The 15,961-nt window shown below is 49.2% G+C and carries 12 protein-coding genes, 1 tRNA gene and 5 pseudogenes; 8 read left to right on the top strand and 10 right to left on the bottom strand.

Features of this window, described 5'->3' with window-relative positions:
* Positions 1 to 249 precede the first annotated feature (249 nt).
* Positions 250 to 1,440, bottom strand: a complete 1,191-nt coding sequence (locus J4728_RS05865; RefSeq protein WP_000213349.1) for a Bcr/CflA family multidrug efflux MFS transporter — start codon at positions 1,438 to 1,440, stop codon at positions 250 to 252.
* A gap of 27 nt (positions 1,441 to 1,467) precedes the next feature.
* A complete protein-coding gene (rsuA, locus tag J4728_RS05860; protein ID WP_001234835.1) occupies positions 1,468 to 2,163 on the bottom strand; it encodes a 16S rRNA pseudouridine(516) synthase RsuA in 696 nt (231 codons plus the stop codon).
* 151 nt (positions 2,164 to 2,314) lie between these two features.
* Here rsuA and J4728_RS05855 point away from each other — a divergent pair, with 151 nt between their 5' ends.
* Positions 2,315 to 4,075, top strand: coding sequence for a DEAD/DEAH box helicase (locus J4728_RS05855; RefSeq protein ID WP_000578115.1), 1,761 nt, complete (start codon positions 2,315 to 2,317; stop codon positions 4,073 to 4,075).
* 124 nt (positions 4,076 to 4,199) lie between these two features.
* The gene (gene rplY / locus J4728_RS05850) at positions 4,200 to 4,484 is read left to right on the top strand and encodes a 50S ribosomal protein L25 (protein ID WP_079826103.1); all 285 of its coding nucleotides are present in this window, start codon (positions 4,200 to 4,202) and stop codon (positions 4,482 to 4,484) included.
* Positions 4,485 to 4,592: 108 nt separating this feature from the next.
* Here the strand turns inward: rplY and J4728_RS05845 are convergent, their stop codons facing one another.
* Both J4728_RS05845 and yejK read right to left on the bottom strand, forming a co-directional pair.
* Positions 4,593 to 5,213 carry a hypothetical protein gene (locus J4728_RS05845; protein ID WP_208211402.1) on the bottom strand — a complete coding sequence of 207 codons (621 nt, stop codon included), beginning with the start codon at positions 5,211 to 5,213 and terminating at the stop codon, positions 4,593 to 4,595.
* 27 nt (positions 5,214 to 5,240) lie between these two features.
* On the bottom strand, positions 5,241 to 6,248 hold the full coding sequence (gene yejK / locus J4728_RS05840; protein WP_000050806.1) for a nucleoid-associated protein YejK: 1,008 nt from the start codon (positions 6,246 to 6,248) through the stop codon (positions 5,241 to 5,243).
* Positions 6,249 to 6,427: 179 nt separating this feature from the next.
* On the opposite strand from yejK, the gene J4728_RS05835 reads away from it, so the two are divergent.
* From J4728_RS05835 to J4728_RS05825, 3 genes are all read left to right on the top strand, one after another.
* Positions 6,428 to 6,655 (top strand): YejL family protein, encoded by a 228-nt coding sequence (locus J4728_RS05835; RefSeq protein WP_001135904.1) that lies wholly within the window; start codon positions 6,428 to 6,430, stop codon positions 6,653 to 6,655.
* A 31-nt stretch (positions 6,656 to 6,686) separates the two neighbouring features.
* Positions 6,687 to 8,447, top strand: a complete 1,761-nt coding sequence (gene yejM / locus J4728_RS05830; RefSeq protein WP_208211399.1) for an LPS biosynthesis-modulating metalloenzyme YejM — start codon at positions 6,687 to 6,689, stop codon at positions 8,445 to 8,447.
* 73 nt (positions 8,448 to 8,520) lie between these two features.
* Positions 8,521 to 8,597, top strand: a tRNA-Pro gene (locus J4728_RS05825).
* Between the two features lie 130 nt (positions 8,598 to 8,727).
* Here J4728_RS05825 and J4728_RS05820 read toward each other — a convergent pair.
* Complete coding sequence (locus tag J4728_RS05820; protein WP_000806401.1) at positions 8,728 to 9,231, bottom strand: S24 family peptidase; 504 nt, start codon at positions 9,229 to 9,231, stop codon at positions 8,728 to 8,730.
* Positions 9,232 to 9,258: 27 nt separating this feature from the next.
* Between J4728_RS05820 and J4728_RS05815 the strand changes: the two genes are divergently transcribed.
* Both J4728_RS05815 and J4728_RS05810 read left to right on the top strand, forming a co-directional pair.
* Positions 9,259 to 9,549, top strand: coding sequence for a DinI family protein (locus J4728_RS05815; protein ID WP_000884778.1), 291 nt, complete (start codon positions 9,259 to 9,261; stop codon positions 9,547 to 9,549).
* A gap of 365 nt (positions 9,550 to 9,914) precedes the next feature.
* A pseudogene (locus J4728_RS05810) lies at positions 9,915 to 11,737 on the top strand (acyltransferase family protein).
* Positions 11,738 to 11,790: 53 nt separating this feature from the next.
* Here J4728_RS05810 and J4728_RS05805 read toward each other — a convergent pair.
* The 4 pseudogenes from J4728_RS05805 to pagL all read right to left on the bottom strand — a co-directional run.
* Positions 11,791 to 12,234 (bottom strand): annotated as a pseudogene (locus J4728_RS05805) (tail fiber assembly protein).
* Positions 12,235 to 12,611: 377 nt separating this feature from the next.
* Positions 12,612 to 13,055, bottom strand: a pseudogene (locus J4728_RS05800) (tail fiber assembly protein); the annotation flags it as partial.
* Between the two features lie 226 nt (positions 13,056 to 13,281).
* Positions 13,282 to 13,995 (bottom strand): annotated as a pseudogene (gene sspH2, locus J4728_RS05795) (SPI-2 type III secretion system effector E3 ubiquitin transferase SspH2); the annotation flags it as partial.
* Positions 13,994 to 14,344 (bottom strand): annotated as a pseudogene (gene pagL, locus J4728_RS05790) (lipid A 3-O-deacylase PagL); the annotation flags it as partial. The pseudogenes sspH2 and pagL, both read right to left, overlap by 2 nt.
* 729 nt (positions 14,345 to 15,073) lie before the next feature.
* Between pagL and narP the strand changes: the two are divergent.
* Complete coding sequence (gene narP / locus J4728_RS05785) at positions 15,074 to 15,721, top strand: nitrate/nitrite response regulator protein NarP (protein WP_001115497.1); 648 nt, start codon at positions 15,074 to 15,076, stop codon at positions 15,719 to 15,721.
* Positions 15,722 to 15,764: 43 nt separating this feature from the next.
* Here narP and J4728_RS05780 read toward each other — a convergent pair.
* Positions 15,765 to 15,961: tetratricopeptide repeat protein (locus J4728_RS05780; protein WP_367301562.1), on the bottom strand; the 197-nt coding region annotated here is incomplete at its 5' end.

Below are 15,961 nucleotides of genomic sequence, written 5' to 3'. Positions count from 1 at the left end.
ACCGACGCGGAGATAGCGGCGGGCTATATGTACCCGTTTCTGCGATCTAACTCAACCTTTTTAACTACAATGATGTGACTTTTTACATAAATGGATTTTACATAAAATAAACATAAATGAGGAAAATGATGAATTGGTAATTGATATACATCAACTATGAAAGCCGTTTGGCTTTGCCATCGTGTAGCGGATAGCGTCCCCCAACGCCGCCTGCGCATTCTTCGGCGCCATTGAGGGACAGCGCGCCCGTCACCGTTTTTTGGGACGGCTGGCGTAGAGATAAAACAGAATGGAACAGGCGGCGCAAAGCGCAATCGACCAGATCATCGGCCACGCACTGGTAAAGGTAGCCAGCGACAGCAACGCGCCGACGATAGCGCCAATACCAAAGCGGAAAGTGCCCGCCAACGAAGACGCCGTTCCGGCCATATGCGGAAACTCATCCAAAATGACCGCCATCGCATTGGACGAAACCATCGACACACAGCCGACAAACGCCGCAACGCCAACCACCAGCGCCCAGAATCCAATGCCCATCAGCGCGCTGAAAACCATCCACACCGCCATCGCAAACTGAATCCATAGCCCGGCCCGAAACATGTTTAGCGCCCCTACCCGTCTGACAAAACGGCTGTTGATAATCGTCATCACAAACAGAAATACGATGTTCAACGCGAAGTAGTAGCCGAAATCCTGCGGCGGAACATGATTAATTTCGATATAAACAAACGGCCCCGCGCTCAAAAAAGAGAACATACCGGCAAAACTAAACCCGCTCGCCAGCATATAGCTCAGTACGCGTTTGTGGCGAAACAACGCCGCAAAGTTACCTATTGTGGTACGAATATGAAAAGGCTGACGCCGCTCAACGGGCAGCGTCTCTTTAATCAAAGCAAAGATCATGACTGACGCCAGAATCGCCGCAATGGCCAGTATCCAGAAGATATAGTGCCAGCTTAACCATACCAACACCCAGCCGCCGACAATGGGCGCCATTAACGGCGCTATCGTAGTGACCAGCATGACAAATGACATCATGCGCGAAAACTCTTCCTTTGGATAAATATCCCGCATCAGCGCATTGATGACGACGCTTGCCGCCGCGGCCGCTAAACCGTGGAAAAAACGCATCACGATCAGTTGATCGATAGTCTGCGCCAACGCACAGGCGACCGCCGCAGCGGCAAATACCAGCGTCCCGCCCAGGATGACCGGCTTACGCCCGAGGCTATCCGCCATCGGTCCATAGATAAGCTGCCCCAGCGCAAACCCCAGAATATAGGTGCTGAGCGTCATCTGCGCGCTACCGGCAGGCACGCCGAATTGCGCAGAAATCACCGGCAGCGCTGGAAGATACATATCAATCGACAGCGGCATTAACATGGCCAACAGGCCAAGAATAAAGACAATAGCAAAGGAAGAGTGCTGCCGGGTGGTCACATCGAACTCCTGAATTTAACGAGATAGTTAGCCGACGCTGGCGATTTCTTCTTCAGTCAACGGGCGGTACTCGCCGGGAGCCAGATTCTCATCCAGCGTAATGGCGCCAATCCGTTCGCGGTGCAGTTCCACAACGTGATTGCCTACTGCGGCAAACATCCGCTTCACCTGATGATAACGGCCTTCGCTGATGGTCAGCCGGACCTGCACAGGCGTTATCACCTCCAGCGTAGCGGGTTTAGTGAGATCTTTTTCATTATGCAACTGCACGCCTTTCGCAAATTGCGCTGCCGTATCGTCGGCCACCGGCGACTCCAGGGTCACCAGATAGGTTTTTTCACAGTGATGGCGCGGCGACGTAATGCGGTGCGACCACTGACCGTCATCTGTCATTAACACCAGACCGGTAGTATCGATATCCAGACGTCCTGCGGCATGCAGCTTATACGCCACCGGCTCATCCAGGAAATACAGCACCGTTGGATGATCGGGATCATCGGTTGAACAAACGTATCCCTGCGGCTTGTTAAGCATAAAATAGCGTGGCCCGTGTTGCTGCGCTAAGGGATTGCCGTCATACGCAACCGCATGTTCCGGGAGCAGTTTGAAGGCCGCATTTTTAATGATGTCGCCATCGACGGTAACGCGGTTACCACGAATTTCACGCCCGGCAATAGCGCGGCTGACGCCAAGCTGCTGAGCGATAAATTTATCAAGTCGCATGTGTGTGATTTAGCCTGTAATAATACGGAAATCGGGCATTCTACCCGAAAAAAGGGAATTGCTATCCGCTCAGTATAGCGGGCTAACTATATCCCTCAAGGGAAATGATTCATGGCATACTATTCCCGGAACCGTTTAACGTAGTGAGACCATGATTTTTACACTCCGCCCCTACCAGCAAGAAGCCGTAGACGCCACGCTCAGCCACTTTCGCCGCCACCGTACGCCCGCCGTGATTGTTCTGCCGACCGGCGCAGGTAAAAGCCTGGTGATCGCCGAACTGGCGCGCGTCGCCCGCGGACGGGTACTGGTGCTGGCGCATGTGAAAGAGCTGGTCGCGCAGAATCACGCCAAATATTGCGCGCTGGGGCTGGAAGCGGATATTTTCGCCGCCGGACTCAAACGTAAAGAGAGTCAGGGCAAAGTCGTGTTCGGCAGCGTACAGTCGGTGGCGCGTAATCTTGACGCCTTCCAGGAGGAGTTTTCGCTGTTGATTGTCGATGAATGCCACCGCATCGGTGACGATGAAGACAGTCAGTATCAGCAAATCCTCACTCACCTGAGTAAAGTTAATCCTCACTTACGTCTGCTTGGGCTAACCGCCACGCCCTTCCGCCTCGGAAAAGGCTGGATTTATCAATTTCATTACCACGGTATGGTGCGCGGCAACGACAACGCGCTGTTTCGCGACTGTATTTATGAACTGCCGCTGCGCTATATGATTAAACACGGCTATCTGACGCCGCCTGAGCGGCTTGATATGCCAGTGGTCCAATACGATTTCAGCCGCCTGCAGGCCCAAAGCAATGGGCTGTTCAGCGAAGCCGACCTGAACCGTGAGCTGAAAAAGCAGCAGCGGATTACGCCGCACATCATCAGCCAGATTATGGAATTTGCGCAAACGCGCAAAGGCGTGATGATTTTCGCCGCCACGGTCGAACATGCGAAAGAGATTGTCGGTCTGCTTCCGGCGGACGACGCGGCGCTGATTACCGGCGATACGCCAGGGCCCGAGCGCGACGCGCTGATTGATAATTTCAAGGCGCAGCGTTTTCGCTATCTGGTTAACGTCTCGGTGCTGACCACCGGCTTTGACGCCCCACACGTTGATCTCATCGCGATTCTACGTCCCACCGAGTCAGTTAGTCTTTACCAACAAATTGTCGGGCGTGGTCTGCGCCTTGCGCCGGGAAAGACCGATTGCCTGATTCTTGATTACGCAGGCAACCCGCACGACCTGTATGCCCCGGAGGTCGGTAGCCCGAAGGGAAAAAGCGATAACGTCCCTGTCCAGGTATTTTGCCCGGCCTGCGGCTTTGCCAACACCTTCTGGGGGAAAACCACTGCCGACGGCACGCTGATTGAACACTTTGGCCGTCGCTGCCAGGGCTGGTTTGACGATGATGACGGCCATCGCGAGCAGTGCGATTTTCGCTTTCGCTTCAAAAACTGCCCGCAGTGTAATGCCGAAAACGATATTGCCGCCCGACGCTGCCGGGAATGTGACGCTATTCTGGTCGACCCGGACGATATGTTAAAAGCGGCGCTCAGGCTCAAGGATGCGTTAGTCCTGCGCTGTAGCGGAATGACGATGCAGCATGGGCAGGATGAGAAAGGCGAATGGCTGAAAATCACTTACTATGACGAGGACGGCGCGGATGTCAGTGAGCGCTTCCGCTTGCACACGCCCGCCCAGCGTACCGCTTTCGAACAGCTATTTATTCGCCCGCATACCCGCACGCCCGGCGTTCCTTTACGCTGGATCACGGCGGCGGATATTGTCGCGCAGCAGGCGCTGTTGCGGCATCCCGATTTTGTGGTCGCGCGGATGAAAGGCCAGTACTGGCAGGTGCGTGAAAAAGTGTTCGACTATGAAGGCCGCTTCCGCCGGGCGCACGAATTACGTGGTTAATTGTACTTTTCATTGATGTAACGGCGATTTGAGTATAGAATCCCGCCCGCCTTTGCATACGCAAAGCAGATCACTTACCTGTTGCTGGGTCGCCTGTAGCAGGAATTATTAAAGAGAGATTTAAATGTTTACTATCAACGCAGAAGTACGTAAAGAGCAGGGTAAGGGTGCGAGCCGCCGCCTGCGCGCCGCTAACAAGTTCCCGGCAATCATCTACGGCGGTTCTGAAGCCCCGATTGCTATCGAACTGGACCACGACCAGGTGATGAACATGCAAACTAAAGCTGAATTCTACAGCGAAGTTCTGACCCTCGTTGTTGACGGTAAAGAAGTAAAAGTTAAAGCTCAGGCTGTACAGCGTCACGCTTACAAACCGAAGCTGACTCACATCGACTTCGTTCGCGCGTAATCGCCTGGAAGTTGAAGAAAAACCCCGCCCCGGCGGGGTTTTTTTATGCGTTTAATTGAATTTGACGACATGCAGAGCAACGAGAACCCACTTTGCTTTTCTGCTTTCTTACACCTCGCCACATTCAATTAGCGCCTCCCCTAATCGAGGATCTGTAGTTTCCGCCGCGGTATTCATACCTTTAAGCCGATTGAATAATGCCCGTTGACGAACGCTGGCACTTTCCGGTTTCCATGGCAAAATTCGTATTGGTATCGTTTGTCCGTCATTCAACGCATCAAATACCTTTTCATTGGTCAGTAAGTCGCCGCAGCTCCATGTCTTGCTATCAAACTGAAAATCAAATAAGACATGGAGCTCCAGTTCATCTACACGCACTTGACGCTTTGCATTATCGATGCGTATTTCCACCTTCTCTTTATGCGTCAAAGTTGCATCAAGATTGAGTCCATACCGTTTCAACTGCCCCTTGACGTAATAGTAACGTATGCTGGACCAGGTTGATTTAAAAGCAAATCCAGTAATGAATAAACCACTTAACAAGAACAGCGGGCATATGAACAAGCTCAGTAACCAGTTGGTGCCATAAGTATAAAACAGTACCAACGAGAGAACGGTGAACACCATGCCGAGCATCAACATCATCAAAAATGCGACAATGTGCGCATACAAAACCTGCCGAAATAAACTGAAATTAACAGGCGGCTTCTGACGTATTCCTTTACTCACTACGGCGTCCTTTTATGTAGTATGCCTTTATTTCCCGCCCGACGTGCGTCGCTGCAACTGATCGCGCAAATTCGGCGGCGTCCCTTTGATAGTCAGGGTATCGGTCGCCGGGTCCCAGAAAATCCGCTCGCCCAGTAGCATCGCATCAAAGTTAATCGTTAACCCGCCGCCGCTGCCGGCATATTTGGTTAACTGGCGTAGCGTACTGCGATCTGCCGGGAAGCTCTCTTCCAGCTCATAGCCTTTTTCGGCGGTAAATTCGCTGAAGCTGACTTCACTGACGCCGGAAAGCTCTTTAGACAGCGATTCCAGCTCAATCTCTTCCCCGGCTTGTAATTGCTCATTGCAGTAGCTGTACACCTGCTGGCGCACGTTCTGACGTTCCGCTTTATCCAACTGCGCTTCTGCGGTGAAATCATCCACTGCCTGCAACAGGCCGCGATTCTGCGCTTTGGCGTTCAACCCTTCGCTGGCGCCGAGGAAATCCATAAAGAAGTCAGCAACCTTGCGCCCTACCCGACCTTTCAGGAACGTCAGATAGCGGGTCGATTGCGGATTAGTTTCCCACTCGGTAAGATCGATACGCGCCACGATATCCGCATGGTTGATATCAAGATAATGCGTCGGGTTAATGTCCAGATTTTCATTGACCCGCATACTGCTCAGGTTGTTCAGTACCGTAACCAGCAGATACTCCACCGCCAGGTAACGATAATGGCAGAACAATACAATGCCGCCGTCCGCAAAGGGATATTTCGCCAGTTCGTCACGCAGGCGTCCGGTCGCCGCCCGGCTAAAGGCAAGAAAATCTTCTTCCCCCTGACGTTGCAACCGCAGCGCTTGCGCCAGTTCACTCTCTTCATTAAACAGGCCATACGCCTTATTCTTGGCGCTATAGACCCGATGCAGTTCAGCCACCATCTCGACAACGGTGGTTGTCGGCTCCAGCAATGAATCGCGCAAGACCAGCTCAAGATTTTGCTCATCGCGCTTGATAAGCTGGTGCAGGGCAATCTGGTTGATATCCAGACTCATGATAAACTCTCCTTTAAGACCGGGCGGTATTCAACCACCGCCTGCCGGAAGACGCAAGCAATCGCCCTGTCATTTCAGGCGTTATCCGTAACGCGAATGATTTAGGGGATAAAAATGCAGAAAAAAAACTGTTGCTACGGTAATATGTTGCCCTTTCATGAACAAACAGATTTTGATTTATGCCACAACTCTCCCGCTATAGTGATGAACATGTTGAACAACTGCTGAGCGAACTGCTCAGTGTACTGGAAAAACATAAGGCGCCGACCGATCTTTCCCTGATGGTGCTGGGAAATATGGTCACCAACCTTATCAACACCAGCGTGGCGCCGGCTCAACGCCAGGCGATTGCGAACTCTTTTGCCCGCGCCTTGCAGTCTTCGATTAGCGAAGACAACGCGCACTAAAAAGCCGACTCCGGAGAAACAAGCGACAGGTATGGTAACTCATCGTCAGCGCTACCGTGAAAAAGTCTCCCAGATGGTTAGCTGGGGGCACTGGTTCGCTCTGTTCAATATACTGTTGGCTACGTTGCTCGGCAGCCGTTACCTGTTTGTCGCCGACTGGCCGACAACGCTTGCGGGTCGCATATACTCCTACCTGAGCATTGTCGGGCACTTTAGCTTTCTGGTGTTCGCCACCTATTTGCTTATTCTTTTTCCGCTCACGTTTATCGTGATGTCCCAGCGGCTGATGCGGTTTTTATCAGCCATTCTGGCGACCGCGGGTATGACGTTGTTGCTTATCGACAGCGAAGTCTTTACCCGTTTTCACCTGCATCTTAATCCCATTGTCTGGGAGCTGGTCATCAACCCTGACCAGAACGAAATGGCGCGCGACTGGCAGCTTATGTTTATTAGCGTGCCGGTTATCTTATTGATTGAGATGCTATTTGCGACATGGAGTTGGCAAAAGCTGCGCAGTCTTACGCGCCGCCGCCATTTCGCAAGGCCGCTTGCGGCATTCTTTTTCGTCTCCTTTATCGCATCGCATCTTATCTACATCTGGGCAGACGCTAATTTTTACCGGCCGATTACCATGCAGCGGGCAAACCTGCCGCTCTCTTATCCGATGACGGCGCGACGTTTTCTTGAAAAACACGGTCTGCTGGATGCGCAGGAATATCAGCGCCGTCTGGTAGAGCAAGGCAATCCGGAAGCGGTCTCCGTTCAGTACCCGCTCAGCAATTTGCACTATCGCGATATGGGCACCGGTCAGAATGTGCTGCTCATTACCGTAGACGGCCTGAACTATTCTCGCTTTGAGAAGCAGATGCCGGAGCTGGCTACATTTGCCGAGCAAAACATCGACTTCACCCGTCATATGAGTTCAGGGAATACCACTGATAACGGTATTTTCGGCCTGTTCTATGGCATATCGCCAGGCTATATGGATGGCGTGTTATCCACCAGAACGCCTGCGGCGCTCATTACCGCGTTGAATCAGCAAGGCTACCAACTGGGACTGTTTTCTTCGGATGGCTTCGCCAGCCCGCTTTATCGTCAGGCATTACTGTCCGATTTCTCGATGCCGGCAGCGCAAACGCAGTCTGATGTGCAAACGGCCAGCCAGTGGATAGACTGGCTTGGGCGCTACGCACAGGAAGATAACCGCTGGTTCTCATGGATATCGTTTAACGGTACTAACATTGATGACAGTAACCAGAAAAATTTTGTTAAGCGTTACGCCAGTGCCGCCAGCGACGTGGATGCGCAAATCAATCGGGTTCTGAACGCGCTGCGAGAGGCCGGTAAATTCGACAATACTGTCGTGATCATTACCGCAGGACGCGGCATACCGTTGACGCCGGAAGAAAATCGCTTCGACTGGTCGCAAGGTCATCTGCAAGTACCGCTGGTGATCCACTGGCCGGGGACGCCTGCGCAGCGTATTAATGTGCTTACCGATCATACCGATGTGATGACCACGTTGATGCAACGCCTGTTACATGTCAGCACGCCAGCGAACGAATATTCACAGGGCCAGGACATCTTTACCGTTCCACGTCGCCATAACTGGGTAACGGCGGCAGACGGCAGTACGCTGGCAATCACGACGCCGCAAATGACCCTGGTGCTCAATAATAACGGTCATTATCAGACCTATGACTTACACGGCGAGAAGATCAAAGATCAGAAGCCGCAGCTCAGTCTGCTGCTGCAAGTGCTAACAGAAGAGAAACGTTTTATCGCTAACTGATTAATTATAAATCAGTTAGCACCGTTTCCCCTTGCATTCGCGTTGGAAAGAGGTAGTATTAGCACCCACAAGTCGGCACGTAGCGCAGCCTGGTAGCGCACCGTCATGGGGTGTCGGGGGTCGGAGGTTCAAATCCTCTCGTGCCGACCAAAATTCCTCGAAGAACCAGCCTGTTACGGCTGGTTTTTTTATGCCTGTTTTCTGAACGGGGAAGCAACGGGGAATAATCGGGGAAAAACCCCGACACAAAACATCGACTTTACCGTAAAGTTTCAACTATTCACATCACCGGGCAGTCATCAAACTCCGCGTTCCTGGCATCATTAATGATGTACGTGATAACTCCAAATATTGCGTGTGAAGAATTGTAGCCATCACCATCTTCTGGCAGCGCTTCCTTTCTCCCGTTCTCCAGATTTATCAGGTGGGGCTGAGGGTGAGTTCGGTATCGCTTGATCCTGAATTCCCCATCTATCGCGCATATCAGCAGCGAGCCATCACAGGCTGAAAGCGACGCGTCCACAACAAGTAGCGCCCCCTGGATTATCCCTTCCCTGAAATGTGAACGCGATGCCCGCATGAAATAAGTCGCTGCGGGCTGGCTGATTAGCTGCTGATCGAGGGAGATCCTTGTTTCAACGTAATCACTGGCAGGTGAAGGGAAGCCCATGGCTATAGTCCTCCGTTTGGATTGAACAGCTGAAAGGTACGTCTCCCCTTCCTGCGTTGATACATCGCGGAATGTTGTCACATACCACTCGATCCATTCGTTAGCCTGCTTCATCGTCCAGTTCCAGTTAACCTTGCTCAGTTGCTGGACAAACCGCTGTGTGGTGACGGTCTTCCGGCCATTAGGTTCCTGCTGTATCGAAGCATACCAGGCTATTTCAATATTGATGGTTTGCCCGGAGCAAAAGATATCATTCTGGGAGAATTGACTAAGAGGGTTCACCGGATCTTCCCCGATGCTGATGTTCGGGTTAAACCGATGATGACACTACCGGCGATCAATACTGACGCCAGCAAGCATGAGAAGGAACAGATAAGCCGTACTGTTCAGGAAATGTTTGAAGAGGCTGAATTCTGGTTAGTGAGCGAGTAAAGTTTTTCAATATCCGCCATAGTTACGTTTTGATCGCGCTGTGGCGGATTTTCATTTTCGTAAACGTTCCCTTTTCCCATTCTCAAAATTTACAGGGTGCGATTGCGAATGTGTCCGGTACCGCTTAATCCTGAACTCCTCTCCATCTATGCAAACCAGCAATGAGTCGTCGCGTGGCGAAACGGACGTATCAATAACCAGCAAGATGCGCTGGTCAGTGACCTTCTTTGATGTAGTTGATGTAGTTGATGTAGTTGATGTAGTTGATGTAACAGGTCAATTTTAGGTGACGACTTTTATAAAAAAGTCTATCATCCATTATCTTAATTTCGTCTTGTGTGGCACCTTGGAATTATAGGTAAAAAATGATCTACAAGAAATTCAGACTCGATATAAATGGGCTAAGAGCTTTTGCATTGATAAGTGTTGTGCTGTATCACTTCGGTGTACCTTATGTGTCAGGTGGCTTTATAGGTGTAGATGTTTTCTTTGTAATTTCTGGTTTTCTTATGACTGGAATTGTCCTTGAACGCGTAGACCACAAAGGAGTACTTGATTTTTATATTGCAAGATTCCTAAGAATTGTACCAGCTCTGGTATTTGCAATTCTCTTGTTGATGATTTTCGGTTTATTTACACTAAGTACAAATGAATACGAAGCACTTAGCAAGAACGCAATATCGTCTTTACTTTTTTATTCAAATAATTATTACGCAATTCACTCTAGTTATTTCGACTCATCATCAGAGTTCAACTTTTTGCTTCACACCTGGTCACTATCAGTTGAGTGGCAATTTTATATCCTTTATTAGTCATTATAGTTAAAAAATTACGGTTTCCTGTTGGACTCTCATTATCTGTAATTTTAGCCATGTCACTTGCAATTACACTTATGCGAGTGACTGGAACCAAAGAAGATATTTTCTATCTTATCCCTACCAGGGCATGGGAAATGCTGGCTGGCGGCCTTGTATACATAGCATCTGTACGTTACAAAATGCCAGAATGGATAAAGCATTGTGAGGTTTATGGGATAGTCCTCATTGTTGTTGCTGTTGTTATACTGCACAGTAATGGTTACTGGCCAAGCTATTCAGCACTCGCTCCCGTGCTGGGTGCTTCGATGGTTATTCTGGCTAACAAACAGAACTCTTTATTCACATCAAACAGAATTGCACAGTGGGTGGGTAAGATTTCTTACTCAGTTTATTTATGGCACTGGCCTGTAATTGTAGCGATGAAACATTATGATATTGAGTTCAGCGCTATAAATATTTTCTTTGGTGTAATTGTGTCTTTTGCGCTTGGGGATATTTCATACAGAACAATTGAAAACACGCTCAGGAAACGAGTTAAGCTACAATTTAATATTGTATTATTTTCCTCTACTCTGGCTCTATGCTTGTTTGTCATGTTCACAAAAGGTGTTAGTTTTAGATTTTCAGACACCCTAAAGCAAGTCGTTGAGTATCGTATGGACAACTCTCCCTGGAGGCCTGATATTTGCTTCCTCAATCCAGATCAAGATTATTCAGCATTCTCAAAATGTCAGGATAAAATGACTGAAAAGTCTTTTGTTGTATGGGGTGACTCGCATGCCGCACATCTTATGCCAGGGCTGAAATCGGTATTTGGAAATTCACTTAACATTACGCAGAGAACTGCAAGCTTGTGCCCACCAATCATTGGGCTTCAAAAAGATGACAGGCCGTATTGCAAAGACATCAATGATATGGTAGCCAAGGAAATTTCAGACAACAAGCCTACTACGGTATTAATGTCCGCGTTGTGGCCTGTCTATCCTATGCGTGATTATCTGCCTGAGACTATTAAATTCCTGAAGGATAACAAAGTAAAAAACATCATCATTGTTGGCCCGTTCCCGGTTTGGAAGAAAACGATGATTGATACTATTGAGGATATGGGGATTAATTCCGGAAGGACCGTTCCATGGAGCATGACGGATGAAACCCGTAATCTGAGAGATAATGACAAATATCTTAGAGAGCTGGCGAAAGAGCATTCCCTTACTTATATTTCACCACTTGAGACTATGTGTACAGAAAGTTATTGCAAAGCAATAATAGGGAATAGAATTGCTTACCCTATACAATATGACAATGCGCACCTAACACCAGAAGGCTCAGGGTGGTTTATTGAGGAAGTGAAAAAGCAGATTTCAAAATAAACAGAGGGGCTTGCCCCTCTTTTTATTTTATAAAACTACAACAATAATGCAAATTATTTTATGTGTATAGCTTTTCTGATGGGGCATGCTATATTTTGTGCAACCGATGTATCAACCGCTTTCAGCGCATCGAGATAATCCAGCCACAGATTGTACTGCGCCAGTTCGTCGCCCGTCAGGCGCCCGAGAGCCGCTTTGCCCGGCCACCGCCTGCTGTTCATGTGCTCGTTGGCCTGATCGATTCTCTTCTTCTTTTCCTGATTTGCGGCAGAAATTAAATCATCTTGCGTTGGAGGTGGAATACAAACCCAGGCAATACGTCCATTTGATTAACCGAGATACATTCCCTTTGGTGGAGTTTTCATATAATACTTATCAACTTCTTCATCGGTCAGAGCATAAAAATCATTCGACCACAACCCACTGGCCTTATAAGCTGGAATGTTCTCCTCTGAAAAATATGTGTTTGATGTCGAGGAAAAACATATTATGCTCATGTCAATACCCCATGTAAATTACAGATATGGAATTATCGCCACCGGATGGATTAAATATACGAATAGCACCGTTGTTCTCAATCAAATATGTTGGGGATATCGTAATATCACCTTGTGCATCCTGAGGGGTAAGCGTGGCAGCCTTGAATACATAAGGAAATGTTGTTGGTAATGGAAAAACATACCCTGAAGGGCTATTCCCGGGAACAAAGCAATTTAAAGCCTGAAAGATTGCGCCACCGGGCAGAGAGGTATAGATCCCGGCAGGGTTGTCCCTGAGAACAAATGAAGAAATGTCCGGGTTCTGATTCGCACCGTTGCCCACGTCCCGTTGTGCGGCCGATTTCAATTGAACGTTTCGAGCACATGATTTTTATCTATTTATTCAGATATTCCGGCCAGTTAATATCAGGTGCAACATCTAGCGCCAGTCGGCGCAGCTTTGTTCGGTATTCACGTAGCGCAGTGAGTTCGGACAATTCAGCAGCCGTTATATCGCCATCGTCCTGAGCTTCTACAAGCTGATTGATTTTTGCTGTGACCGACGTCATACGCCTGTCGCGCTCTGCCGTAGCTAAAGCAACATAATCAATCTGAACAGGGGCAATAACGCCGTTGCTGTAGGTAAAATTCCCAGGCTGAAAACCATCGGGAATATCAGTATCAGCGAATTCCACAACAGAGCAATTCAGCGGAAATAGCTTAGTCGCATCTTTATCCGCAGCAATAATCAGCCCTGTTTTGTCATACTGGATTTTCAGCGTATCGGGCTGGAATAACTTCTGTAACACATACCAGTCAACACCTGATTCATCCTGGATACCCTCCCCGGCAAAGTACAGCTTTCCCCAGCCCTTCTTTGCATTCAGGTGATCCAGTACTTCCATCGGCTTCTCGCTACCGGCGCGCGGCGCGTTATCATCGAAAAAGTTGCGCCGCGCCCTGACTGAAGAAGTCTCCCCTATTTCACCTGTACATCATCCGTACTGTCTGATGTTGTTCGTCCGGGAATATCTTTGTCGCACCGCACCTCATTCACCTGGTGCATCAGTTACGACGCCACTGAACGTTCAGATAGCTCCCCAGCATCTCCTCCACAAGAGGTCGCAGGCCATCCAAAAATGTCTTTTTCGCGCTCTCCATCGCTCTTGCTCCGATAGTGCGCTCTGCATCGGTATTACCGACCAGCCCAGACGGTCTCAGCTCTGTGTCAGACAGCATCCGGTACGTTTCCTCATAATCCGATATTTGCTTTTCACGAAGCGCGTTAACGCGTTCCGGCGCTTTGCGCTCCAGCACTCTGTGTAACGGCCCCCACTGCAGTATCCACTCCCTGAACTCGCTTTTTTCAGCGGCTTTCACCTGAAGCTCCGCGTCCTGAAGGTCTGTAACCGTCACGCCGGATACGTCAAAGAAACGCATTTCTGACGTCACGCTGGTCAGCCCGAGTGATTTCTTCAGCTTATTCTGATACGCCAGCCAGACCTCAATTTCATCAACGAGAGCCAGCGTTCTGACCTTTTCCCGGGCAATCTGTTCCAGTTTTCCCAGACGGAACATCTCACGCCCCGTGGCAACCAGCGCCGCGAGATCGTTATCGTATTGCCCTTTTTCTGCATTATGTACCAGCTGTACGTTCTTCATCTGGTGCAAAAAAAATGTGACCCGGTCCTCGCAGCTTGAGGTTGCCTCTGTTGCCATAGCAAAGGTGTTTGCTCTCAACGCCTCATCTTCAGCCAGTTGTGCCAGCCAGGACGATATAGATACCAGCGAAATGAACCAGCGCCACATCCTTCGAGATACCCAATACGCCTTGGTTATATTTATTGCAGGGAACGCTGCCAGAATGTTTACTGCAATCATCGCTACCCTTAGCCTTAAATCCTCCTAACTCCAGATTATTTCTTGCCTGTAAAAAGAAAAAATCGCTGGGTTCACTGTATGTCAGAAAAGCCGTATATAAGTGCTCAACCCCTCCTCTTCTTATACTTTCTCCCGCAGCAAAAGAGATCTGATGCTTGTTGCCCTTGCCAAAAAAAACATTATCATTAGCAGAACATGCGAATGCACAAGGTAATAATAGATATATAAATATTCTCTTCATATACACTCCACCACCATTTCAATGTCAATAGTTATTTTTAACCGGCTAACATATTTAAAATTTTCTACGCCACGCTTACGCTCACAGAAACGGCTGATATAGCATCCACACTACGTTCTCCCCTTGAGTCGCCCCAACGGGTGCTCAAAACGCCGCGAGTGTTGTTCAGGCACATCCAGGATAAGTTATAAGTGAATGACGCTCATTCCTGACCACATTTTCATTTATGATAAGAATATCGTCAGAATCTCTTTATCGCATAAAAATACCTCTGCTATTGACTTAATATTTAATTTAACAGATGTCGCGGTTTATTCGTTCTGCTCAGATGTATTTCATTGACATTAATAAAACCATAAATAAATTCAGTTAAAATAATTTGTTAATAATGACAAGCTTTAGACGCTATGACTTTTAATAAGAAATTTCCTGCCAGTAAAGATAGTCTGGACTTACGGGTGCAAGGGCGCAGCAACATATGCCACACTTCTGTTATGTCACATTGTCCGAAAAAAGCGTCCAGACCAGTATTCAACTTCAGGGAGTATTCTGTTTTCTCTCACAACGGGTTGTTTTATCCTTTCTATCGTTCAGCTAATTACTCGCCTGTCACAGGTTTTACTACTTACCCATGCACTAATTAGGGTAAAATTTACGCGCTTGACAATGTGGCAAATCTGGACGATTTCCGCGCTGAAAACAATAATCATTCTAATAAAACTCAGGAGATATAGCATGCCTGAAGTAACACCTTTTCAGGTGCTTATTGTGGACGACCATCCACTTATGCGGCGAGGTATTCGTCAATTACTGGAACTGGACCCGGCTTTTCATGTCGTTGCCGAAGCGGGTGACGGGGCGAGTGCGATCGATCTGGCGAATCGCATTGAGCCCGATCTGATCCTGCTGGATCTGAATATGAAAGGTCTGAGCGGGTTAGATACCCTGAACGCGCTACGCCGGGATGGTGTGACGGCGCAAATTATTATTCTTACCGTCTCGGATTCCGCCAGCGACATCTACGCGCTGATCGACGCCGGCGCCGACGGTTATCTGCTCAAAGATAGCGATCCGGAAGTGCTGCTGGAGGCCATTCGCAAAGGCGCTAACGGCGGTAAAGTCTTTAGCGATCGGGTCAATGAATATCTGCGTGAGCGCGAACGGTTTGGCGCGCAGGAAGATCCCTTTAGTATCCTGACCGAACGAGAGTTAGATGTCTTGCATGAGCTGGCGCAGGGGCTTTCTAACAAACAGATTGCGTCAGTACTGAATATTTCTGAGCAGACGGTTAAGGTGCACATTCGTAATCTACTTCGCAAGCTAAACGTGCGCTCACGCGTCGCGGCGACCATTCTATTTTTACAAACACGCGGAATACAGTAACAAGCCAGGCCCGATGGCGCCACGCCACCGGGCCGTCAGGGTCTTATTTCTCCTGCGCCAGCCGGATACTGCGCTCTATCACCGCCCGCCGGGCGTCACCCGCCGGCAGCAGTTTCAGCATCATCTCCCAGGCCGCCACCGCCTCGCCAAAGCGCTGCTGCTCAAAGGCGCTGAACGCATACAGGCTTAACACCCGGATATCCGTGTGGTCGCGGCTCACCAGCCGGCGCAGCAGCTCCC

Source organism: Salmonella sp. 32070601201500089SM (genome assembly GCF_017573605.1).
Classification (GTDB): domain Bacteria; phylum Pseudomonadota; class Gammaproteobacteria; order Enterobacterales; family Enterobacteriaceae; genus Salmonella; species Salmonella enterica.
This window is presented reverse-complemented; position numbering and strand designations above follow the sequence as displayed.

Bases quoted from the DNA above. Each gene is read 5' to 3' on its own strand.
- rsuA (WP_001234835.1), bottom strand. From the start codon at position 2,163: ATGCGACTTGATAAATTTATCGCTCAGCAGCTTGGCGTCAGCCGCGCT.
- yejK (WP_000050806.1), bottom strand. From the start codon at position 6,248: ATGAGTCTGGATATCAACCAGATTGCCCTGCACCAGCTTATCAAGCGC.
- J4728_RS05820 (WP_000806401.1), bottom strand. From the start codon at position 9,231: ATGAAGCAGGCTAACGAATGGATCGAGTGGTATGTGACAACATTCCGC.
- rplY (WP_079826103.1), top strand. From the start codon at position 4,200: ATGTTTACTATCAACGCAGAAGTACGTAAAGAGCAGGGTAAGGGTGCG.
- J4728_RS05855 (WP_000578115.1), top strand. From the start codon at position 2,315: ATGATTTTTACACTCCGCCCCTACCAGCAAGAAGCCGTAGACGCCACG.
- narP (WP_001115497.1), top strand. From the start codon at position 15,074: ATGCCTGAAGTAACACCTTTTCAGGTGCTTATTGTGGACGACCATCCA.
- yejM (WP_208211399.1), top strand. From the start codon at position 6,687: ATGGTAACTCATCGTCAGCGCTACCGTGAAAAAGTCTCCCAGATGGTT.
- J4728_RS05835 (WP_001135904.1), top strand. From the start codon at position 6,428: ATGCCACAACTCTCCCGCTATAGTGATGAACATGTTGAACAACTGCTG.